Origin of the sequence: Lactobacillus helveticus DSM 20075 = CGMCC 1.1877 (assembly GCF_000160855.1) — a bacterium.
In the GTDB taxonomy this organism is placed as follows: Bacteria; Bacillota; Bacilli; order Lactobacillales; family Lactobacillaceae; genus Lactobacillus; species Lactobacillus helveticus.
Genome location: NZ_GG700752.1, coordinates 16,926 through 32,818 on the forward strand (window position 1 = coordinate 16,926; position 15,893 = coordinate 32,818).

Consider the following 15,893-nt stretch of genomic DNA (forward strand, 5'->3'; position numbering starts at 1 on the left):
TGCCCAGTGCCATCATATTCGACTGTTGCAAGCAAAAATTGACTATAATCCGGAGATAAAGCTACTTCAGCTCTTTTTAAATCAGAAGGACTTGAACACTGATCTTTTAACTTACCTGCTCTATCTAAATATGCTAAACGTGGAAAGGAAGTATTAGAAATATATGGCTTTGTTCTAAAATCTTTAGAATCTACACGCGCAATTTGTTTTGCCCAATGATTTTTATTTGGATTGACACCGATAAACCACTGACCTGCTCAATTCCATCAGTGGCCTCTTTACCGCCATGATGGACAGCCATTTGAATCACTTGATGAAATACCTTGACTCAGTCGCCTTAGTCATCACTGTTCCGGCTTTAATCAGTGGCATCTGGGGGCATGAACGTCGGTGGTTTAACTGGTAAAGAAGATAAAAATGGTTTCTGAATCTTAATGATTGTCGCTAGTATCCTAACTATTGGCTGGGGTATTTTCTTGAAGAGAAAAAATACAATGATTAATACTTCTTCTGAAAATCATTTTGCATTAATTTAACCAATTCTGGATAAGTCTCTACCACAAACTTGGGATGTAAATGCAAGGTATTTTTACGGTGACGGTGATTATACCAGATACTGTCGAAACCATATTTTTCCGCACCTAAAATATCTGATTGCAGGCCATCGCCAAAAAAGACGGTCTCGGTTGGCCCAATTTCCGTGCGGCTAAAGAAATAATCAAAGGCATGCGGATTCGGCTTAGAATAATGTGCCTCTTCTGAGGTAACGATTAGATCGAAATATTTTTTCACACCAGCCAACTCTAATCGGTGATTTTGCATAAACTTTTCACCATTGCTCAAAATAGTCAGCTTATAGCCCTGCTTTTTAGCAAACTTCAAAGTATCTTCAACCCCAGGCAATAATTGATGGACTTCGCCAAAGTAAGAGCGATATTAATCAATCGCTTTCATGCCATCAATTTCTAAGCCAAGATTCTTTTTGATAAAGTCGTGGAAAGTCATTTCACTTAATTCTTCATAAGTGATTTCACCCTGCTCAAGCCTGCACCACAAGCCCTGATTATAGGAGTGATATTGGCGCTGCAATTCCGGTGATAAAGGCCAATGATGAGCATTAAATAGGCTGTGTAAAGCGAAATCTTCTGCAGCCGCAAAGTCTATAATCGTATCATCTACGTCAAAAATAATTTGTTGATAGCGCATAAGTAGGTCCTTTCTATTTTTCTGGGATTCTTAATTATAGCAGATTTCAAAATTTATATTGACATCTTTTAAACAAGCGAATAAGATTTAGATCAATCAATCATCAATTGAAAGAAAGGAAGAATTTATCATGTTTAAGAATGTAGTAATCAATCGTTGGCAAAACCAGCACTAGAGTTGTTTCTGCACGCTTATATTGGGCACAGATGCGACTCAAATTTTTCGCGTCTGTGCTGGTATGATAAATCTTCAAGAATTATTACCCGCACGGAATATAAGACGTGCGGGTTTTTGTTTTAGGCATTTCCCGTCAAACGGAAATGCTTTTTTGTTAGAGGAGTTTAAGTATGAAAAGATTAATCGGAACTATCATCGCTCTGTTTGCTTTTCTGGTTGCTGCTTTTGTTTTTGAAAATAATAAGCAAACGGCCGAGCAAAAGAGACCAACTGTGGGAATTCTACAAACGCTGAGTCATCCGGCCTTGGATCAGATCCATCAAAGAATCATTCAAGGGCTAAAAGACGAAGGCTATGTTGAAAATAAAAACGTGAAGATCGATTTTCAAAATGCGCAGGGCGACCAAAGCAATTTGAAATCGATGAGCGATCATTTTAAACAAGAAAATGCCGCCCTTACAATTGGGATTGCGACTCCAGCAGTGCAATCATTGGCCAATCAAGCTGGCAGCGTCCCGGTCATCATGGGTGCAGTTAGTGATCCGATTGGAGCACATTTAGTAAAAAGCATGACACGTCCCGGCGGCAAGGTTACCGGCGTGCAAGATAGGCAACCAATTCCAGCTCAACTAAAATTATTGCAAACGATTTTGCCTAAAGCTAAAAAAATCGGCGTCATCTATACCTCAAGCGATGACTCATCTACTGCTGAATACCATGAATTTAAAAAGCTAGCTGAAGCCCAAGGCATCACGGTTCGCCCTTACACCATCACCTCAACCAACGATATCGAGCAGGTTGCCCAAACGATGGCCGGCAAGGTGCAGGCGGTCTACGTGCCAACTGACAACACCGTAGCTTCCGGAATCGCTACTTTGCTTAAAGCTACGAACGCAGCCAAGATTCCAGTCTTCCCAGCTGCCGACACCATGGTCAAGTCAGGCGGTTTAGCAACGCGCTGTGTCAGTCAATTCGACATGGGCGTCTTAACTGGCAAAATGGCCGGACAAATTTTAAAAGGCAAAAATCCAGCAACTACGCCAGTTAAGCGTGTTACTAGCTACGAAACAGTCATCAATCAAAAAGCTGCCGATGAACTAAATATTCATATTCCAAATCAGGTATTGCAAGCAGCGCACAAGAAAGGACGGATCATCAAATGAGTCTTATTACTTCTACCATCGGACAAGGCCTCTTATGGGGCGTCTTAGCCTTAGGGCTTTTCCTCACCTTTAGAATTTTGAACTTCCCCGACATGACGGTCGAGGGCACTTTCCCCTTCGGCGCAGCAATCTGCGTCAGTGCATTGGTCCACGGCGTTGATCCCATGCTGGCCACGATTTTAGCATTCTTGGGCGGGATGCTTACCGGACTAGTGACTGGCTTGCTTTATACCAAGGGTAAAATTCCAGTACTACTGGCCGGAATCCTAACCATGACAGGCGTCTATTCTATCAACTTACTAATCCTGGGCAAGGCCAATGTGGGTCTGCTCAATAAAGCAACTTTGCTCAATGGCAAATTATTGCAAAAATTGCCGGCTAACTTTCCTACGATTGTGATCGTACTCTTAGCCGCAATCTTAATTATTTTATTGTTAGCCCTTTTCCTTAACACCGATCTTGGTCAAAACTTCATTGCGACCGGTGATAACGAAAACATGGCTCGATCTTTAGGCATCAACACAGATAATATGAAAATCCTGGGCTTGATGATTTCCAACGGTTTGATCGGGTTAGCCGGCGGATTGTTAGCCCAAAACGGTGGCTACGCCGACGTTAACATGGGAATCGGGACGATGGTTATTGGGTTAGCCGCCATTATCATCGGTGAAGTAGCCTATGGTGATTTAAGCCTAACCGCGCGATTGATCGCAGTGGTTATCGGCAGTATCATCTATCGCCTAATCCTGCTATTAGTTTTGCAATTAGGCTTCAGCACCAACGATTTCAAACTGATCTCGGCCATCATCTTAGCAATTTGTATGATGCTTCCCTTATTTGAAAAGAAATTTCATACGCGCAAATTATTAAAAAAGGAGTAACAAAGCCATGAATACAATTTTAGATTTACAAAACATTTCGACTACGGTTAATGCAGGTACGAATGAAGAAAAAAAGATTCTCAAAAACATCAATTTAAAACTGGAAGATGGCGATTTTGTTACTCTCCTTGGAACTAATGGCGCGGGCAAATCTACCCTGCTCAACATCATCAACGGCTCGCTGTTTCCTACCACTGGAAAAATATTTTTAAAAAAGCGCAACTTGACTAATGACTCTGAAGTAAAACGCGCAAAATACATCGCGCAAGTTTTTCAGGACCCTAAGATGGGCACGGCACCGAGAATGACTGTGGCTGAGAATTTATTGTTAGCTACTAAGCGAGGCCACCACCGCGGACTGCATTTGCGCGGACTTGATAAGCACCTAGACGATTTTAAAAAGGAAACATCACAGCTTCCTAATGGTTTAAACGAACGGCTTAATACATTCGTGGGTAACCTTTCTGGTGGTCAGCGTCAAACCTTAAGTTTCTTAATGGCCACGATTAAACGACCAGATCTGCTCTTACTTGATGAACACACGGCAGCACTTGATCCTAATACCAGCCGCGAGCTATTGGAGTTAACCGACAAGGTTGTCCGCGAAGAGCATTTGACCTGCATCATGATTACCCACCAATTAAAGGATGCGATCAAATATGGCAACCGCACGATTATTCTAAATAGTGGTGAAATCGTGCTTGATGTGAAAGGCAAAGACAAAAAGAAATTAACTGAAGAAGACATTTTGCAATATTTTGCTGACTAAGTGACTGTATTTTAAGATTGTGTCCTAATATATCCGGTAGCTGTAATATTAGCACTAGGCAAACAAATTACTGACAGTTACAATTAAGTTGTGGTCATAATAGGATTTTCCAAGAGACAGATATTCAAATTGAGTATCTGTCTTTTTTTATTTAAATTACAAAAGAATTTGTTTTTTATTTTTTGACTATTTTAAAGCAAAAATCGTCATGCTTGTTATCATAGCAAGGCTTTGAGCCATTTAAATTCTTTTTAAAAAAGTTTCAATTTTTCCTTGCAATTAATAACATATGTTATGTAATAAAGATGTAAGGAATGAGGGAACAAAAAGTTCCAATCAATTAAAGCGATATAGAAAAAACGAGGTATTCATTATGTTTGATTCAAAGAAATTAGTTAAAGTTGTTTCAGTTGCAGTTGCTTCAATGAGTTTGTTAGGTGTTAGCTCATTTGCTCAAGCTGCTAGCTTCAACGCTCCAAAGCTTGGTGTTTCAGAAGTTGCTCCTACTAACCCTTCAATCAAGAAAGGCGACAAGATCTTTGTTACTGTTAAGGATACTAAGAACCAAAAAGTTAGCGTTTTAAACGCTAACGGCAAGAAGATCGTTAAGATCAACAAGAGCCAATGGTTGAACGTTAAAGACGTTGTCAAGGACTAATCAAAACAAATAAATAATTCTAAACATAATGAATATCTAAAAAAGGACGTAGCAGTCGATGCTACACCCTTTTTGCTTCACCAAAATCTTTTATTTTTTCTAAAATCATCTCAGTTGATAATCCACCTTTTCTAATTTGGAGTAAAATAATTGGCATAAAATATGGAGGTATGAATTATGCTTTCACTTATATTAGCCATCTTGTTAATTTGGCTATTTTTCAAATTAGGAATCGGCTTAATTAAAATCTTTTTCTTTTTAATTACAGCCGGATTAATCTTTGTATTTTTTGCCTATCTCCTTGTTCCATTTTTAGTATTATTGCTAATTGGTGGGCTAGCTTGGGCTGTAATCAGATAATCAAAAAGAGACCTCACGGTCTCTTTTTTTACATCTTTTTCAATTCTGAACTAATTAAATTACCCAATATTTCATATCCCTTATCGCCAAAATGCAGGCCATCATTCTTTATTCCCCGAGAAATCATGCTTAAATCGTCTGCATCTATCATTGCCTGGCATAAATTGGCATAACGAAAATGATATTCATCTGCTACTTTTTTAACCACTCCCGCATATTTTTCAACCAGCTTATTATTGCGTACATGTTGCTTCTTCTCGTCTACTGCCGGCGGTGAAATGAGCAATACATGTGGCGGATAATACTGGCATATTACTGCCGAAGCAATTAATTGCATATTTCTTTTAAACTGCTCTAACGGAACCTGCTTATGCGTTGCCAAGTCATTTGTTCCTAACAAAATCACCAAATTATCGCATTTCTTCACGCTCAATACTAACTCATTTAGCCGAGCAAAAAATGCTCCGGAATTAATTCCCGAAACCGCAGTATTTTCAATCTGAATCTCAGGCAATATCTGCTTTAAATTCCAGTTAATATGTGGCTCGGGCTTCCCTTCATATCGAGCAATAATGCTATCACCTGTAAGTAGTACTCTCATTTTGCTTTAGCTTTCTTATCTTTTTTGGTAGATTTGATATTTAAAACATCTAATAAAAACGTAAAGATTGGAACTCCTACAATCAGTCCCCATGTACCCCAAAAGTGTTCTGCTACAAGAAGCACTAAAAAAGTATAGAAAATTGGCAATTCTGTCTTGCTGGCCATAAATTTAGGATTAAGAACATAAGCTTCGATTGCGTGAATAATCATGATCATGACAAAAATATAAATTGCATAGCGAATTCCGCCTACAGAATACCCGACTATGCTCAACGGAATTAACGAAATAATCACACCCGCAACTGGCACCAAGCTCAAGATAAATACCATTAATCCTAAAGCCACAATCTGCGGCATTTTCATAATAGCCAACCCAATCATCGTAAGGGCTGTGTTACAGATTGCGATGAAGAATTGCGCTTCCAAAACTACGCCGAATGTATTAGTAAACTTTTTGCCAAAATAGCGAATATCTTCAAACAACCATTTTAAGTAGCCACTTTTAACAAATAGGCTTGAGAATTCTCGCATCTTTTTTAATTCGATTGTATAAAAGAAGCTCAAAATCAGCGACATGAAAGTAGTAATCGTCAAAGTACCAATACTTGTTGCCGTATGAAATGCGAACGTCATGGCATGTTTTGCCTGCGTGATGATCTCGTTTTTGCTGATATAGTGCGTTGCGTATGACAACAATCTCGACGATTCATCGGATTCATAAAACGCCATTACGGATTTAACCATCTTAGAAATTTGCCCCACTAGCATCGGCATGTAGACCGTTATGAAAAAATACAGCAACGCTAAAATAATTAGATATGTCACAACAACGATCGCACCAGTTGGCATCTTAGGAACATAACGTTGCACTAAGTGAATCAAATGCACGATGACATAAGTAAAAATAAACGTTAACAAAATCGTATTCATCATCGCACGCATTTCATAAAGAAAAGCAACAATGATCAAAAATACTACAAACCTACGCAAAGGAATATTATTCTTGAATTTTTGCCAAGCAGTATCCATAACTCAACCTCGTTTTCTTTAACTCATATGTTTGATTGTATCATTCCTAATTTTTTTCTTGTCATTTCTACATCACTTTCCACTAAAAAATTTTTTAGCATTTTTAATCCCTATTCTAAAAGTATTTGTATTTTACAACTCAAACCTATTCACAATAAATCAGCTTCAGCCACAAGATATTGTGGTATACTTAGATACGCATTCATACATGATGTGCTTGTGAAACAAAATAATTTACTTAGGAGTGGAGAAATATGCCAGCTACTAGAATCACACTAGATTCAACTTTTATTGATCAAGTGAAACATGAAATCAAACCTCATTGGGGCGAATTGGGATGGGTTACCTATAAAAGAACCTACGCCCGTTGGCTACCTGAAAAAAATAGAACGGAAAACTGGGATGAAACAGTCAAACGGGTAATTGAGGGCAATATCAACCTCGACCCTCGTCTTCAAGATTTACCTTCTCAAGATGTCATTGATAAATTAACTAACGAAGCACAACAATTGTTCCGCTTGGTTTATAGCTTATCTGCAACACCATCTGGTCGTAATCTTTGGATTTCAGGAACCGACTATCAAAAACGCAATGGAGATTCACTGAACAATTGTTGGTTCATTGCCATTCGTCCTCAAGCATACGGCGACAGTCATATTGTTCCTACTTACATCGATAAGCGTAAAGAAGCTGTTTCCATGCCATTTTCATTTCTTTTTGATCAATTAATGAAGGGCGGCGGCGTTGGCTTTTCCGTGGTTGACGATAATATCAATCAAATCCCTCAAGTTGACCATCAAGTCGATTTATCCGTTGTCATTGATAAAAATAGCAAATCCTACGATGCATCCCTCAAAGTAGGCGCAATCGACAAGGCTGAATGGGAAAAGAATAATTCTGGCTTAGATAATGTAATTTACTACAGAATTCCCGATACCCGTGAAGGCTGGGTGCTCGCCAACGCTCGCTTGATTGATTTGCACTTTAACGACACCAATCCAGATCAAAAAACTAAATTAGTCTTGGATATCTCCGATATTCGACCTTACGGTGCTAAGATTCACGGCTTCGGCGGCACTGCTTCTGGTCCAATGCCATTAGTCGAAATGTTCTTTGACATTAACAATGTGATTAATGAACGTGTTGGACAAAAGCTAACGGCTGTTGATGCCACGGATATCTGTAACCTCATCGGTAAAACAGTAGTTGCCGGCAATGTCCGTCGTTCAGCTGAACTTGCTCTGGGTTCAAGCGATAACCAAGATTTCATCAAAATGAAGCAAGATAAGGAAAAACTTTATCACCACCGCTGGGCCTCAAATAATAGTGTCGCAATCAACTCTAAATTTAATAATTATGGTCCGATCGCTGACGGTATCATGCATAACGGCGAACCTGGCATAGTCAACCTCGACTTATCACGCAACTATGGGCGAATTGCCGATGGCTATCAAGCAGGCATTGATGACGACGTCGAAGGTACCAATCCATGTGGCGAAATTTCCTTAGCTAACGGCGAGCCATGCAACTTGTTTGAAGTATTTCCATACATTGCCGAACAACAAGGCTGGGATTTAAAGGAAGCCTTCAGCCTAGCTGTTCGTTACACTAAACGCGTAACTTTTAGTCATTACGATTGGGAAGTTTCTAGAAATATTATCCAAAAGAATCGCAGAATTGGTGTCTCCATGTCCGGTATTCAAGACTGGCTTTTAAATGATTTAGGTCATCGCGTAGTCACTGGCTTTAAAGATGCAACTGATAAGGAAACTGGCGCTTCAATTAAAAAGCCTATCTATGATCCTCAAGGAATTAAGATGGTCGATGGACTTTATCACGCTGTCATTGCCGCTGATAAGGCCTACAGCGAAGAATTAGGAGTTAATCCATCAATTAAGCACACCACGGTAAAGCCTTCTGGTACGGTAGCTAAATTGGCTGGTGTGTCCGAAGGGATGCACTTCCACTATGCTGGTTATTTGATTCAAAGAATTAGATTCCAAGCAAGTGATCCGCTTTTGCCAGCACTAAGAAAATGCGGTTATCATACCGAGCCTGACATTTATACTAAAAACACTATTTGTGTAGAAATTCCTTTACGTGCAGCTCACGCTGACAGCAAAAACTTCGCTTCTGCTGGAACTGTTTCAATTGCAGAGCAATTTGCGACTCAAGCCTTTTTGCAAACATATTGGTCAGATAATGCGGTCAGCTGTACCGTTACTTTCCAAGCTAACGAAAGCAATCAAATCGCTCCTCTTTTGCATCAATACAGACATACCATTAAATCAACTTCACTTTTGCCTTACTATGGTGGCTCACTCAAGCAAGCTCCTAAGGAACCTATTAATAAAAAGACCTACGAAGATAGAGTTGCCATGATTACCGGCGATGTTAAAGAAGTCTTTGAAAATCAAAATAAAGATCAAAAAGGATTAGAACTTGTAGATCAAAGCGATTGTGCCAGCGGTGCTTGCCCAATTAAATAATTATTTCGGAGGAAAAATAATGAAGAAACAAAATAGATTCAGCTTAATTTTTGCTATCATTGCATTTTTTACATTAGCTTTAACAGGTGTCTCAAACGTTAATGCAGCGCCTAAAAAGGTAAACTCAAATCAGATTTCAGTTAAAAAGCAGATTTCAGTTAATTACACTCTAAAAGTAGGCAAAAAGACTGTAGATTCTAAAACTGTTAAGGTTCCTAAGAAATCAAAAGTTATTACCGGCTTGAAAAAAGCTTGGAAAGTTCAAGAAACTAAGGGCTTTGTAACTGCAATCGACGGTAAAAAACAGAATCCTAAGAAGAAAATTTATTGGACCTATACCATCAATGGAAAATGGGCAACCAAAGGCGTCAATCAGCAAAAGGTCGCTAATAAGGACAAGGTAAAGTTCACGTTAGATAAGGTAAAGTAATATGGTTACTGGACGAGCACAAATTAGGCAGATTGCTCTAATGGCAATGCTCACAGCAATGTGCGTAGTATTGCGAATCTTTAAGGTTATTCCTATTCCCAACGTGCAGCCAGTAACAGATATTTTAATGATTGTCACTTTAACTTTAGGCATTGGTTCAGGAATCCTGCTAGCCGCTTTAACAATGTTCATTTCTAATATTTACTTAGGTTTTGGAATTTGGACGATTCCCCAAATCTTGGCATATGTTGGTTGTGTATTGACCATTGCATTGTTAGCTAAAGTTTTGCCTATTCAAAATCATTTTTGGATGCAGCTTGCTCTAGCTACGTTTCTCGGTTGGGAATACGGTTTTCTAGTTGATTTAGGCATGACGATTTTTGGCGGTTTTCCAGCCTTCATCGCCTATCTTGTCTCCAGTTTTGCTTTTGATACATACCATGCAATCGGCAACTTTGCCTTCTACTTCGTTTTGTACAAGCCAGTAACTTTAGCACTAAAAAAGTACCAGCGGAGGTGCATCTAATTGTTAAAAATCTACACTAAGGTTGGCGATCAAGGATTTACCAAGCAGGTCACCGGTAAAATGGTCCCAAAATGTGATTTGCAGCTAGAAGCTTTAGGCAACGTTGATGAACTGCAATCTTATCTTGGCGTGACAATCGCAAATTTATCTCCTAATTGCGAAGAATTAAAACCCGAACTGGAAAATATCCAGCGCCAACTTTATCAATTGCAAGCAGATATCGTAGTTAAGCGCCACAATGAAATTAATTCAGAAATGATTAATGCGTTAGAAAAAAGGATCAATGAACTAACGCCTAAAATACCTACTATCCCTGAATTTATTCTACCTGGTGGTAAGGCTACCGGTGCCAACTTGCAGTATGCGAGAACTTTAGCTAGACGTACCGAGCGATCTCTGGTTAATTTAAACCTGAACGAACAGAAACTCTCAGAAAATATATTAAAGTACATTAATCGCTTATCTGATTATCTCTTTATACTAGGACGCTACGCGAACGTTCTGGACAACTATACTGAGGTAAAAAGCAAAAAACATGATCCTAACCGAATTAATGGCTAAAAAAACAGGCAACTCGATTGAGTTGCCTGTTTTGCTATCTAATTTTCTTTTTTCAAAATATCTTTTTTAATTTCCATAAACTTTGGTGCATCAAGTACTTTTAACTTAGGGAAACTCTTAAGAAAACGTTTATGGTTCCAGCTTAATTTATATGGCTGTAATTCATTATAGTGCTGCATTACTGAATGGTGCCAATCGCCAACTTTTAACTTACCTTTTTCAGGCATTCTGCTTTCAACTTTAATTCTTACGCGTTCAATGAATTGATTGATATGGTCATCCCACATCTTGGTGGTAGTATGGAATCTTTCTACACTGATCATAGTCAAGACTGTATCAATTCCCATCACAACGGTAATACCTACGGCTAACCATCCATGGGTGTCCTTTTCCTCGATGTTTATAATGTCTTGAATAAATGGTTGAACAAATTTAACTAGCAGCACTACCCCAATTCCCCAGAAAAGTGAAATAACTGGAGCTACTCTTCCTTGAATATTTCCCCACAAATGAGAATAATCCCATAACTTCATATGAAATACTTTCTCAAGAAATAAACTGGCAAAATATTCAAAAACTGTCGCTACAATAAATCCGACCACGAATAAAAGAAACAAGTTATCTTGTACATCTTTAGTACAAATTAAAATAGTCATAATTGCAAATCCATAGACTGGACAATATGGTCCAAAAAGAAAGCCACGATAATCATAATGATGATCATTGATTGAACAGTAGCAAGTTTCCCATAGCCAGCCAATAAAAGAATACGTAAAAAATAAAACAATAATTTCTGAAATTGAGTATGGCATATTATATCTCTTTCATGATACAAAGTTATAACTCCATAATACGTGAAAGATCAGGTTTTATCTATCAAAAATCCGAATTTTATAATTAAATCTATTTTATTTTAAAAATTTCTTTTTAAACCCTATCATTCCTGCTAGCAAAATGAATACACCCACGAAACTTAAAATTCCATTTCTACTTTCACCAGCTTGTGGCAGTTTAGCAGCATGGCTTTTAGATGAATGTTCTTTAGTTGAAAAATCTTTAATATCATCATCTTCATCTAAATCAGCGTCATCCTCACTTAGTTTAGTATGCGCATTATTTGTACTACTTTGCTCTTTCTTGTCAAAGCCGCTTAATCCTTTAGGATTTACTTCCTTAACTGCTTCAAATGTAGATGCTGGTTCGGCTGTTTTAGATAATATTTTAACTGGTTCAATATCTTTATTATTTTTTGATTGGTCTTCTTTTTCACTATCTAATAATTTAAGTAATCTCGAGAACAGCAAGGACAATCCTCTATCTCTTTCAGCTTTTTCAAGAGTCTTGCGTCGTACCATTTCGTCATCGCTCTCATTACGGATCCCCACAAAAGTTGCATCAAAATCATTTAGAATTCTCCCTTCATATACACTGCTTTTTCTCTTATCATCATCTTTCAACTGATATTCCAATTGAATCTTATTAATCTTGGTAGTCGCATTTTGATCTAAAATTTTCGTCTTATATTTAAGAGTAAAAGTTCTGTGTGAACGACCCTTATTATTTAAATTAATCAACAACTTATTTTGATCAAATTTAACTTCTTCTTTGCCTAATTTGACAAAAACATCATCGGCTTCGATTCCTACTGTACTTTTATGAAAAGCTAGGCCTTCTGGCAGTTCATTCAAAATTTTTATAGGTCCTAAAAATTCCTTTTCGTCAGGATTTACTTTTATTTCCCATGAAATACTATCTTGACGTTGATTCAATTTGCCAGTTCCTTCAGCAAGAAGTGAACTTTTATCTGAAGGATCAACTGTTATTGCCTTCTTAATTTCTCCTGCGTGTACAGTTATTTCCTGCTTATCATCAGTTGAATTATGAACTAAAAGATCAAATGCAAGCCGTCCTACAAGATGATTATACTTTTCAATATTGTCGTTAAATTTTATTAATACACGATCTGCTTCAACAGTATAGGTACCAACTTTTTGTTCACTATCGTTTTCGTCTTTAACGATAATATCTTTAGTTTTATTAATTCCTTTCGCCTGTACCTTATCGGAGCCGCTCCAGGTAATAGTCAGTGGAACATCGCTTTTTAACTTGACTTTTTGAACAGAAGCAAGCTCCACATTAACGTGCACCAGCTGACCACTCTCGACTTTTTCTGATTTACCGTCGTTAAAAATAATCTTAGTAAAATTGTCACTAACCGCAGCTTGAACAGTTTTTACTCCTTTAACCCACGTCAGCATTAATAAAAGCAAAACACTGACCAGTAATTTTTTCATATCATATTTCCTCATTAACTCTTAGATTTGTTAGTTGAGATTATACAGAGGCAAAAAGCAAAATATAGCTGTTTTTTGAAAGAGTGAAACAATAATTATCCTCTGTCATTGCTTTTATGACAAAAGATAAGTTTTGTTCATCCAATAAAACAAAACTTATCAAAAAAAGCCCGCCATTTCGGCGAGCATTTCTTAATTTCAAGCTTAATAATTCAATTTAATTTGCAATGCACCAGTTTCGACACAATCACCGAAACACTTCATTGCGGCATCATAAGCAGCTTTTGCAGTTTGATCATTAGCCTTTTGCAATTTCATTTGTAATTCTTCAACTGAAGCGCTGTAGCGGAATGGATGCTCATCAACAATAGTAGCGATGGCTTGGGTCAGCCAATACATATTCTTGATATCAAAATGTTCCTTGGTATCACGGTAAACACTAGGCGTATCAAGCACATTAGTATAATATGGAGCAATGCCATTGAATGCATTAGGACCAAAGGCTATCCATTGAACGCCAGCTATTTCTTTAGGAACATCATTTCTGATTTGTAAAATTGATAATTCCTGATTACGTTAAAAACCAATTGGACGAAAGGCATGACGATCAGCTTCGGTACCTTGCGAGCCATAAAGATCATATTTAGTATGTTGATAACGTGATGACAAAGCATACTTGAAGTCCTCAATAGTGAGTAAATGCTCAGGCTTTTTAATGAATGGCAAGTTAGGATCATCTGGTTCATGAACATCACTTGGATTGAAGAGTTTTTGAATATACCATTGGCGCGGAATATTGTATTCATAATCTGAATCATCATGACTGCCAAAGATGTGGCGAAGATTATATGGATTGCCGCTGTGATCAACATCTAAGTGATACTTTTCAATCATTTCTTCTAAATCGGCAGAAGCCATTGTATCATTGCTGGTAAAGTCAAAATCAGTGATGCTAAACCAGTTTGGTGCAGCGATGTAACAATCATCTGGAATTCTTTGAGCTGCCCAGTGATGGCCACCAATAGTTTCCATGTACCAAACTTCGTCTTTATCTGAAAAAGCTATGCCGTTTGATTCATAAGTACCGTATTTTCTAGATATTGCCCAAGCAATTTTACCCCTTCACGAGCTGAGTGAATGTAAGGCAAAACGATTGTAACGAAGTCTTCTTCACCGATTCCCTTTTTGTTCATTGGGTCAACGCCCAAAACACGTGAATTGGTAGTGCTGGTCTCTGTGGCACTCATTGCGACATTAGCTGCATTAATACCAGCTTCACCCCACCATCCCATGGTCTGATTCAAGTTCAGGCACAGCGGTATAACGCATTGGATTACCAGGCAAATCTACCTTGCACTTAGAAGTTACTGATTGATAATCTTTAGGTTGCTTGTCAGGCGTTACGACGATGAAGCGTTTAGGATTGAAGGCGTGACCGTAGTCTTAGTTTCTGGCAATTAAAGTTGAGCCGTCAGCCGTAGCTTTTTTACCGGCTAAAATTGTTGTACATGGCATTTTTTATCCTCCTATAATTTTGTTCTTTTTAGTCTATTGTAGAACATTTGAGGAATAATTAATGGGATACAACATTTAGCTATTCTTCTTTCAGAATATCTTCTGGTGACTTAAAAGATTGATCGCGACTCAATGAATCTAAATATTCTCGAAGAGTTATATTTTTCTCATAGATATATTTTCTTACGGTCTGTGCAACCTGCTTACCACTAATTAACATGATTGGATAATCGTCTTCCAGTATTTCGCGTTGAGCTGGGTCGCTGAAAAAAGATGTAGTCACAAATGCTGCAATCCATCCACGCTTTAACCTAGCAACTACTCTATCAACGGCTTCTCCTGTTATACGCTGATCTCGTCGGTAACATTTAGCTTGACCTAATACCACCTGTCTAACTTGGCTAATGCCCTTAGTTCCAATATCTACTCGTAAAACAAAATCATAACCACCATCACCAGATGATTTAGTTACCCAACCATCATGGCATGCATCCCCAATAATTAATCGTGTAATTTCTTTAGCTAGACCTTCAAATTCAAAATCTCCACTATGAGCTTTTGAATTATCTTTCTTACGATAATATTCATAGATTTGATTCAAAATTTTATCATCTGCAGAACCAGGTGTAGGCAGTTGCTCCTCTTTTTTAGAAGTACTTCTTCCATAAACCTTCCGGCGAACTTTTTCTAAATCTCCAGTCCTTATCCAAAATTTCCATTCTTTAGGAGCTAGCGCATTGGCTAAAGAAAGAAAATTTTTATCTTTAGCTGCCTGTTTTCTCGCTTCAATCCAGGACCAATCAAAGCCTTCCTGTTCTTTTTTCATTGAAAATACACAGAAAGTGAATAAATAATTGGAAAAATATGCTTTATCTGCCCCACTACCTGTGTATTGAGTTACCAATTTAACATTTTTTATCACACCATATCCATGAAAAATTCTTTCTCCCTGTTTACGTGTTTCAAAAAATATAATAGGAACAGCGGTAGCTCTTACTTCGGAATTAGGATCATGACTAATTTTAAATTGATCCAACAAATATTTATTCCCTCGTGTAGTTGCAGGATCTGTGTCAGGTCTTTTATTATCACCATAATAATTTATATACCCGACATCTTCATTAAACTCATCTTCCCATGGATTATAGTTAATCCCTCTGGATTTCGTATTACTTGAAATAATAATGCATTCATTTTCAGCAGGTTTAAAAATTCCAGCTTGATTAAAATAA

Annotated in this window: 15 protein-coding genes and 3 pseudogenes; 10 read left to right on the top strand and 8 right to left on the bottom strand. The window is 37.8% G+C overall.

The window, feature by feature from the left end; translation table 11 throughout:
- On the bottom strand, window positions 1-242 hold a 242-nt coding region (locus HMPREF0518_RS10190), incomplete at its 3' end, for a helveticin J family class III bacteriocin (protein WP_342341409.1).
- 5 nt (window positions 243-247) lie between these two features.
- On the opposite strand from HMPREF0518_RS10190, the pseudogene HMPREF0518_RS11075 reads away from it, so the two are divergent.
- Window positions 248-502 (top strand): annotated as a pseudogene (locus tag HMPREF0518_RS11075) (CorA family divalent cation transporter); the annotation flags it as partial.
- On the opposite strand, the pseudogene HMPREF0518_RS00070 reads toward HMPREF0518_RS11075, so the two are convergent.
- Window positions 499-1,206, bottom strand: a pseudogene (locus HMPREF0518_RS00070) (YjjG family noncanonical pyrimidine nucleotidase). The pseudogenes HMPREF0518_RS11075 and HMPREF0518_RS00070 sit on opposite strands and share 4 nt — an antisense overlap.
- Before the next feature lie 347 nt (window positions 1,207-1,553).
- Between HMPREF0518_RS00070 and trpX the strand changes: the two are divergent.
- The 5 genes from trpX (at window position 1,554) to HMPREF0518_RS00095 (ending at window position 5,214) form a co-directional block, all read left to right on the top strand.
- The gene (gene trpX, locus HMPREF0518_RS00075) at window positions 1,554-2,546 is read left to right on the top strand and encodes a tryptophan ABC transporter substrate-binding protein (protein WP_003624782.1); all 993 of its coding nucleotides are present in this window, start codon (window positions 1,554-1,556) and stop codon (window positions 2,544-2,546) included.
- Window positions 2,543-3,427, top strand: coding sequence for an ABC transporter permease (locus tag HMPREF0518_RS00080; RefSeq protein WP_003624785.1), 885 nt, complete (start codon window positions 2,543-2,545; stop codon window positions 3,425-3,427). Before trpX ends, HMPREF0518_RS00080 begins: the two co-directional genes overlap by 4 nt.
- Window positions 3,428-3,434: 7 nt before the next feature.
- Window positions 3,435-4,196, top strand: a complete 762-nt coding sequence (locus HMPREF0518_RS00085; RefSeq protein WP_003624787.1) for an ABC transporter ATP-binding protein — start codon at window positions 3,435-3,437, stop codon at window positions 4,194-4,196.
- Between the two features lie 373 nt (window positions 4,197-4,569).
- On the top strand, window positions 4,570-4,854 hold the full coding sequence (locus HMPREF0518_RS00090) for a hypothetical protein (RefSeq protein WP_020828876.1): 285 nt from the start codon (window positions 4,570-4,572) through the stop codon (window positions 4,852-4,854).
- Window positions 4,855-5,031: 177 nt separating this feature from the next.
- The gene (locus HMPREF0518_RS00095) at window positions 5,032-5,214 is read left to right on the top strand and encodes a hypothetical protein (protein WP_003624790.1); all 183 of its coding nucleotides are present in this window, start codon (window positions 5,032-5,034) and stop codon (window positions 5,212-5,214) included.
- Window positions 5,215-5,242: 28 nt separating this feature from the next.
- On the opposite strand, the gene HMPREF0518_RS00100 is transcribed toward HMPREF0518_RS00095, so the two are convergent.
- Entirely contained in the window at window positions 5,243-5,815 is a 573-nt protein-coding gene (locus tag HMPREF0518_RS00100; protein WP_003624794.1) for an SGNH/GDSL hydrolase family protein, read from the bottom strand.
- Window positions 5,812-6,846 (bottom strand): AI-2E family transporter, encoded by a 1,035-nt coding sequence (locus HMPREF0518_RS00105; protein ID WP_003624796.1) that lies wholly within the window; start codon window positions 6,844-6,846, stop codon window positions 5,812-5,814. Before HMPREF0518_RS00105 ends, HMPREF0518_RS00100 begins: the two co-directional genes overlap by 4 nt.
- 254 nt (window positions 6,847-7,100) lie before the next feature.
- Between HMPREF0518_RS00105 and nrdJ the strand changes: the two genes are divergently transcribed.
- From nrdJ to HMPREF0518_RS00125, 4 genes are read left to right on the top strand one after another with little or no spacing between them, the layout of a single operon-like run.
- Complete coding sequence (gene nrdJ, locus HMPREF0518_RS00110) at window positions 7,101-9,335, top strand: ribonucleoside-triphosphate reductase, adenosylcobalamin-dependent (protein ID WP_003624800.1); 2,235 nt, start codon at window positions 7,101-7,103, stop codon at window positions 9,333-9,335.
- Between the two features lie 19 nt (window positions 9,336-9,354).
- Entirely contained in the window at window positions 9,355-9,765 is a 411-nt protein-coding gene (locus tag HMPREF0518_RS00115; protein ID WP_003628011.1) for a DUF4430 domain-containing protein, read from the top strand.
- A 1-nt stretch (window position 9,766) separates the two neighbouring features.
- Window positions 9,767-10,291 carry an ECF transporter S component gene (locus HMPREF0518_RS00120; RefSeq protein WP_003624803.1) on the top strand — a complete coding sequence of 175 codons (525 nt, stop codon included), beginning with the start codon at window positions 9,767-9,769 and terminating at the stop codon, window positions 10,289-10,291.
- Entirely contained in the window at window positions 10,292-10,852 is a 561-nt protein-coding gene (locus HMPREF0518_RS00125) for a cob(I)yrinic acid a,c-diamide adenosyltransferase (RefSeq protein WP_003624806.1), read from the top strand.
- Between the two features lie 38 nt (window positions 10,853-10,890).
- On the opposite strand, the gene HMPREF0518_RS00130 is transcribed toward HMPREF0518_RS00125, so the two are convergent.
- The 4 genes and pseudogenes from HMPREF0518_RS00130 to HMPREF0518_RS00145 all read right to left on the bottom strand — a co-directional run.
- Window positions 10,891-11,664, bottom strand: a complete 774-nt coding sequence (locus HMPREF0518_RS00130; RefSeq protein WP_012211216.1) for a putative ABC transporter permease — start codon at window positions 11,662-11,664, stop codon at window positions 10,891-10,893.
- A 96-nt stretch (window positions 11,665-11,760) separates the two neighbouring features.
- Entirely contained in the window at window positions 11,761-13,146 is a 1,386-nt protein-coding gene (locus tag HMPREF0518_RS00135) for an LPXTG cell wall anchor domain-containing protein (RefSeq protein ID WP_023192896.1), read from the bottom strand.
- Window positions 13,147-13,350: 204 nt separating this feature from the next.
- Window positions 13,351-14,661: pseudogene (locus HMPREF0518_RS00140) on the bottom strand (C69 family dipeptidase).
- A gap of 79 nt (window positions 14,662-14,740) precedes the next feature.
- Window positions 14,741-15,893 (bottom strand): restriction endonuclease (locus HMPREF0518_RS00145; RefSeq protein ID WP_003624820.1); only part of this gene is annotated, 1,153 nt, incomplete at its 5' end.

Coding starts and splice junctions, on each gene's coding strand:
- trpX (WP_003624782.1), top strand. CDS start 1,554: ATGAAAAGATTAATCGGAACTATCATCGCTCTGTTTGCTTTTCTGGTT.
- HMPREF0518_RS00080 (WP_003624785.1), top strand. CDS start 2,543: ATGAGTCTTATTACTTCTACCATCGGACAAGGCCTCTTATGGGGCGTC.
- HMPREF0518_RS00085 (WP_003624787.1), top strand. CDS start 3,435: ATGAATACAATTTTAGATTTACAAAACATTTCGACTACGGTTAATGCA.
- HMPREF0518_RS00090 (WP_020828876.1), top strand. CDS start 4,570: ATGTTTGATTCAAAGAAATTAGTTAAAGTTGTTTCAGTTGCAGTTGCT.
- HMPREF0518_RS00095 (WP_003624790.1), top strand. CDS start 5,032: ATGCTTTCACTTATATTAGCCATCTTGTTAATTTGGCTATTTTTCAAA.
- HMPREF0518_RS00100 (WP_003624794.1), bottom strand. CDS start 5,815: ATGAGAGTACTACTTACAGGTGATAGCATTATTGCTCGATATGAAGGG.
- HMPREF0518_RS00105 (WP_003624796.1), bottom strand. CDS start 6,846: ATGGATACTGCTTGGCAAAAATTCAAGAATAATATTCCTTTGCGTAGG.
- nrdJ (WP_003624800.1), top strand. CDS start 7,101: ATGCCAGCTACTAGAATCACACTAGATTCAACTTTTATTGATCAAGTG.
- HMPREF0518_RS00115 (WP_003628011.1), top strand. CDS start 9,355: ATGAAGAAACAAAATAGATTCAGCTTAATTTTTGCTATCATTGCATTT.
- HMPREF0518_RS00120 (WP_003624803.1), top strand. CDS start 9,767: ATGGTTACTGGACGAGCACAAATTAGGCAGATTGCTCTAATGGCAATG.
- HMPREF0518_RS00130 (WP_012211216.1), bottom strand. CDS start 11,664: ATGCCATACTCAATTTCAGAAATTATTGTTTTATTTTTTACGTATTCT.
- HMPREF0518_RS00135 (WP_023192896.1), bottom strand. CDS start 13,146: ATGAAAAAATTACTGGTCAGTGTTTTGCTTTTATTAATGCTGACGTGG.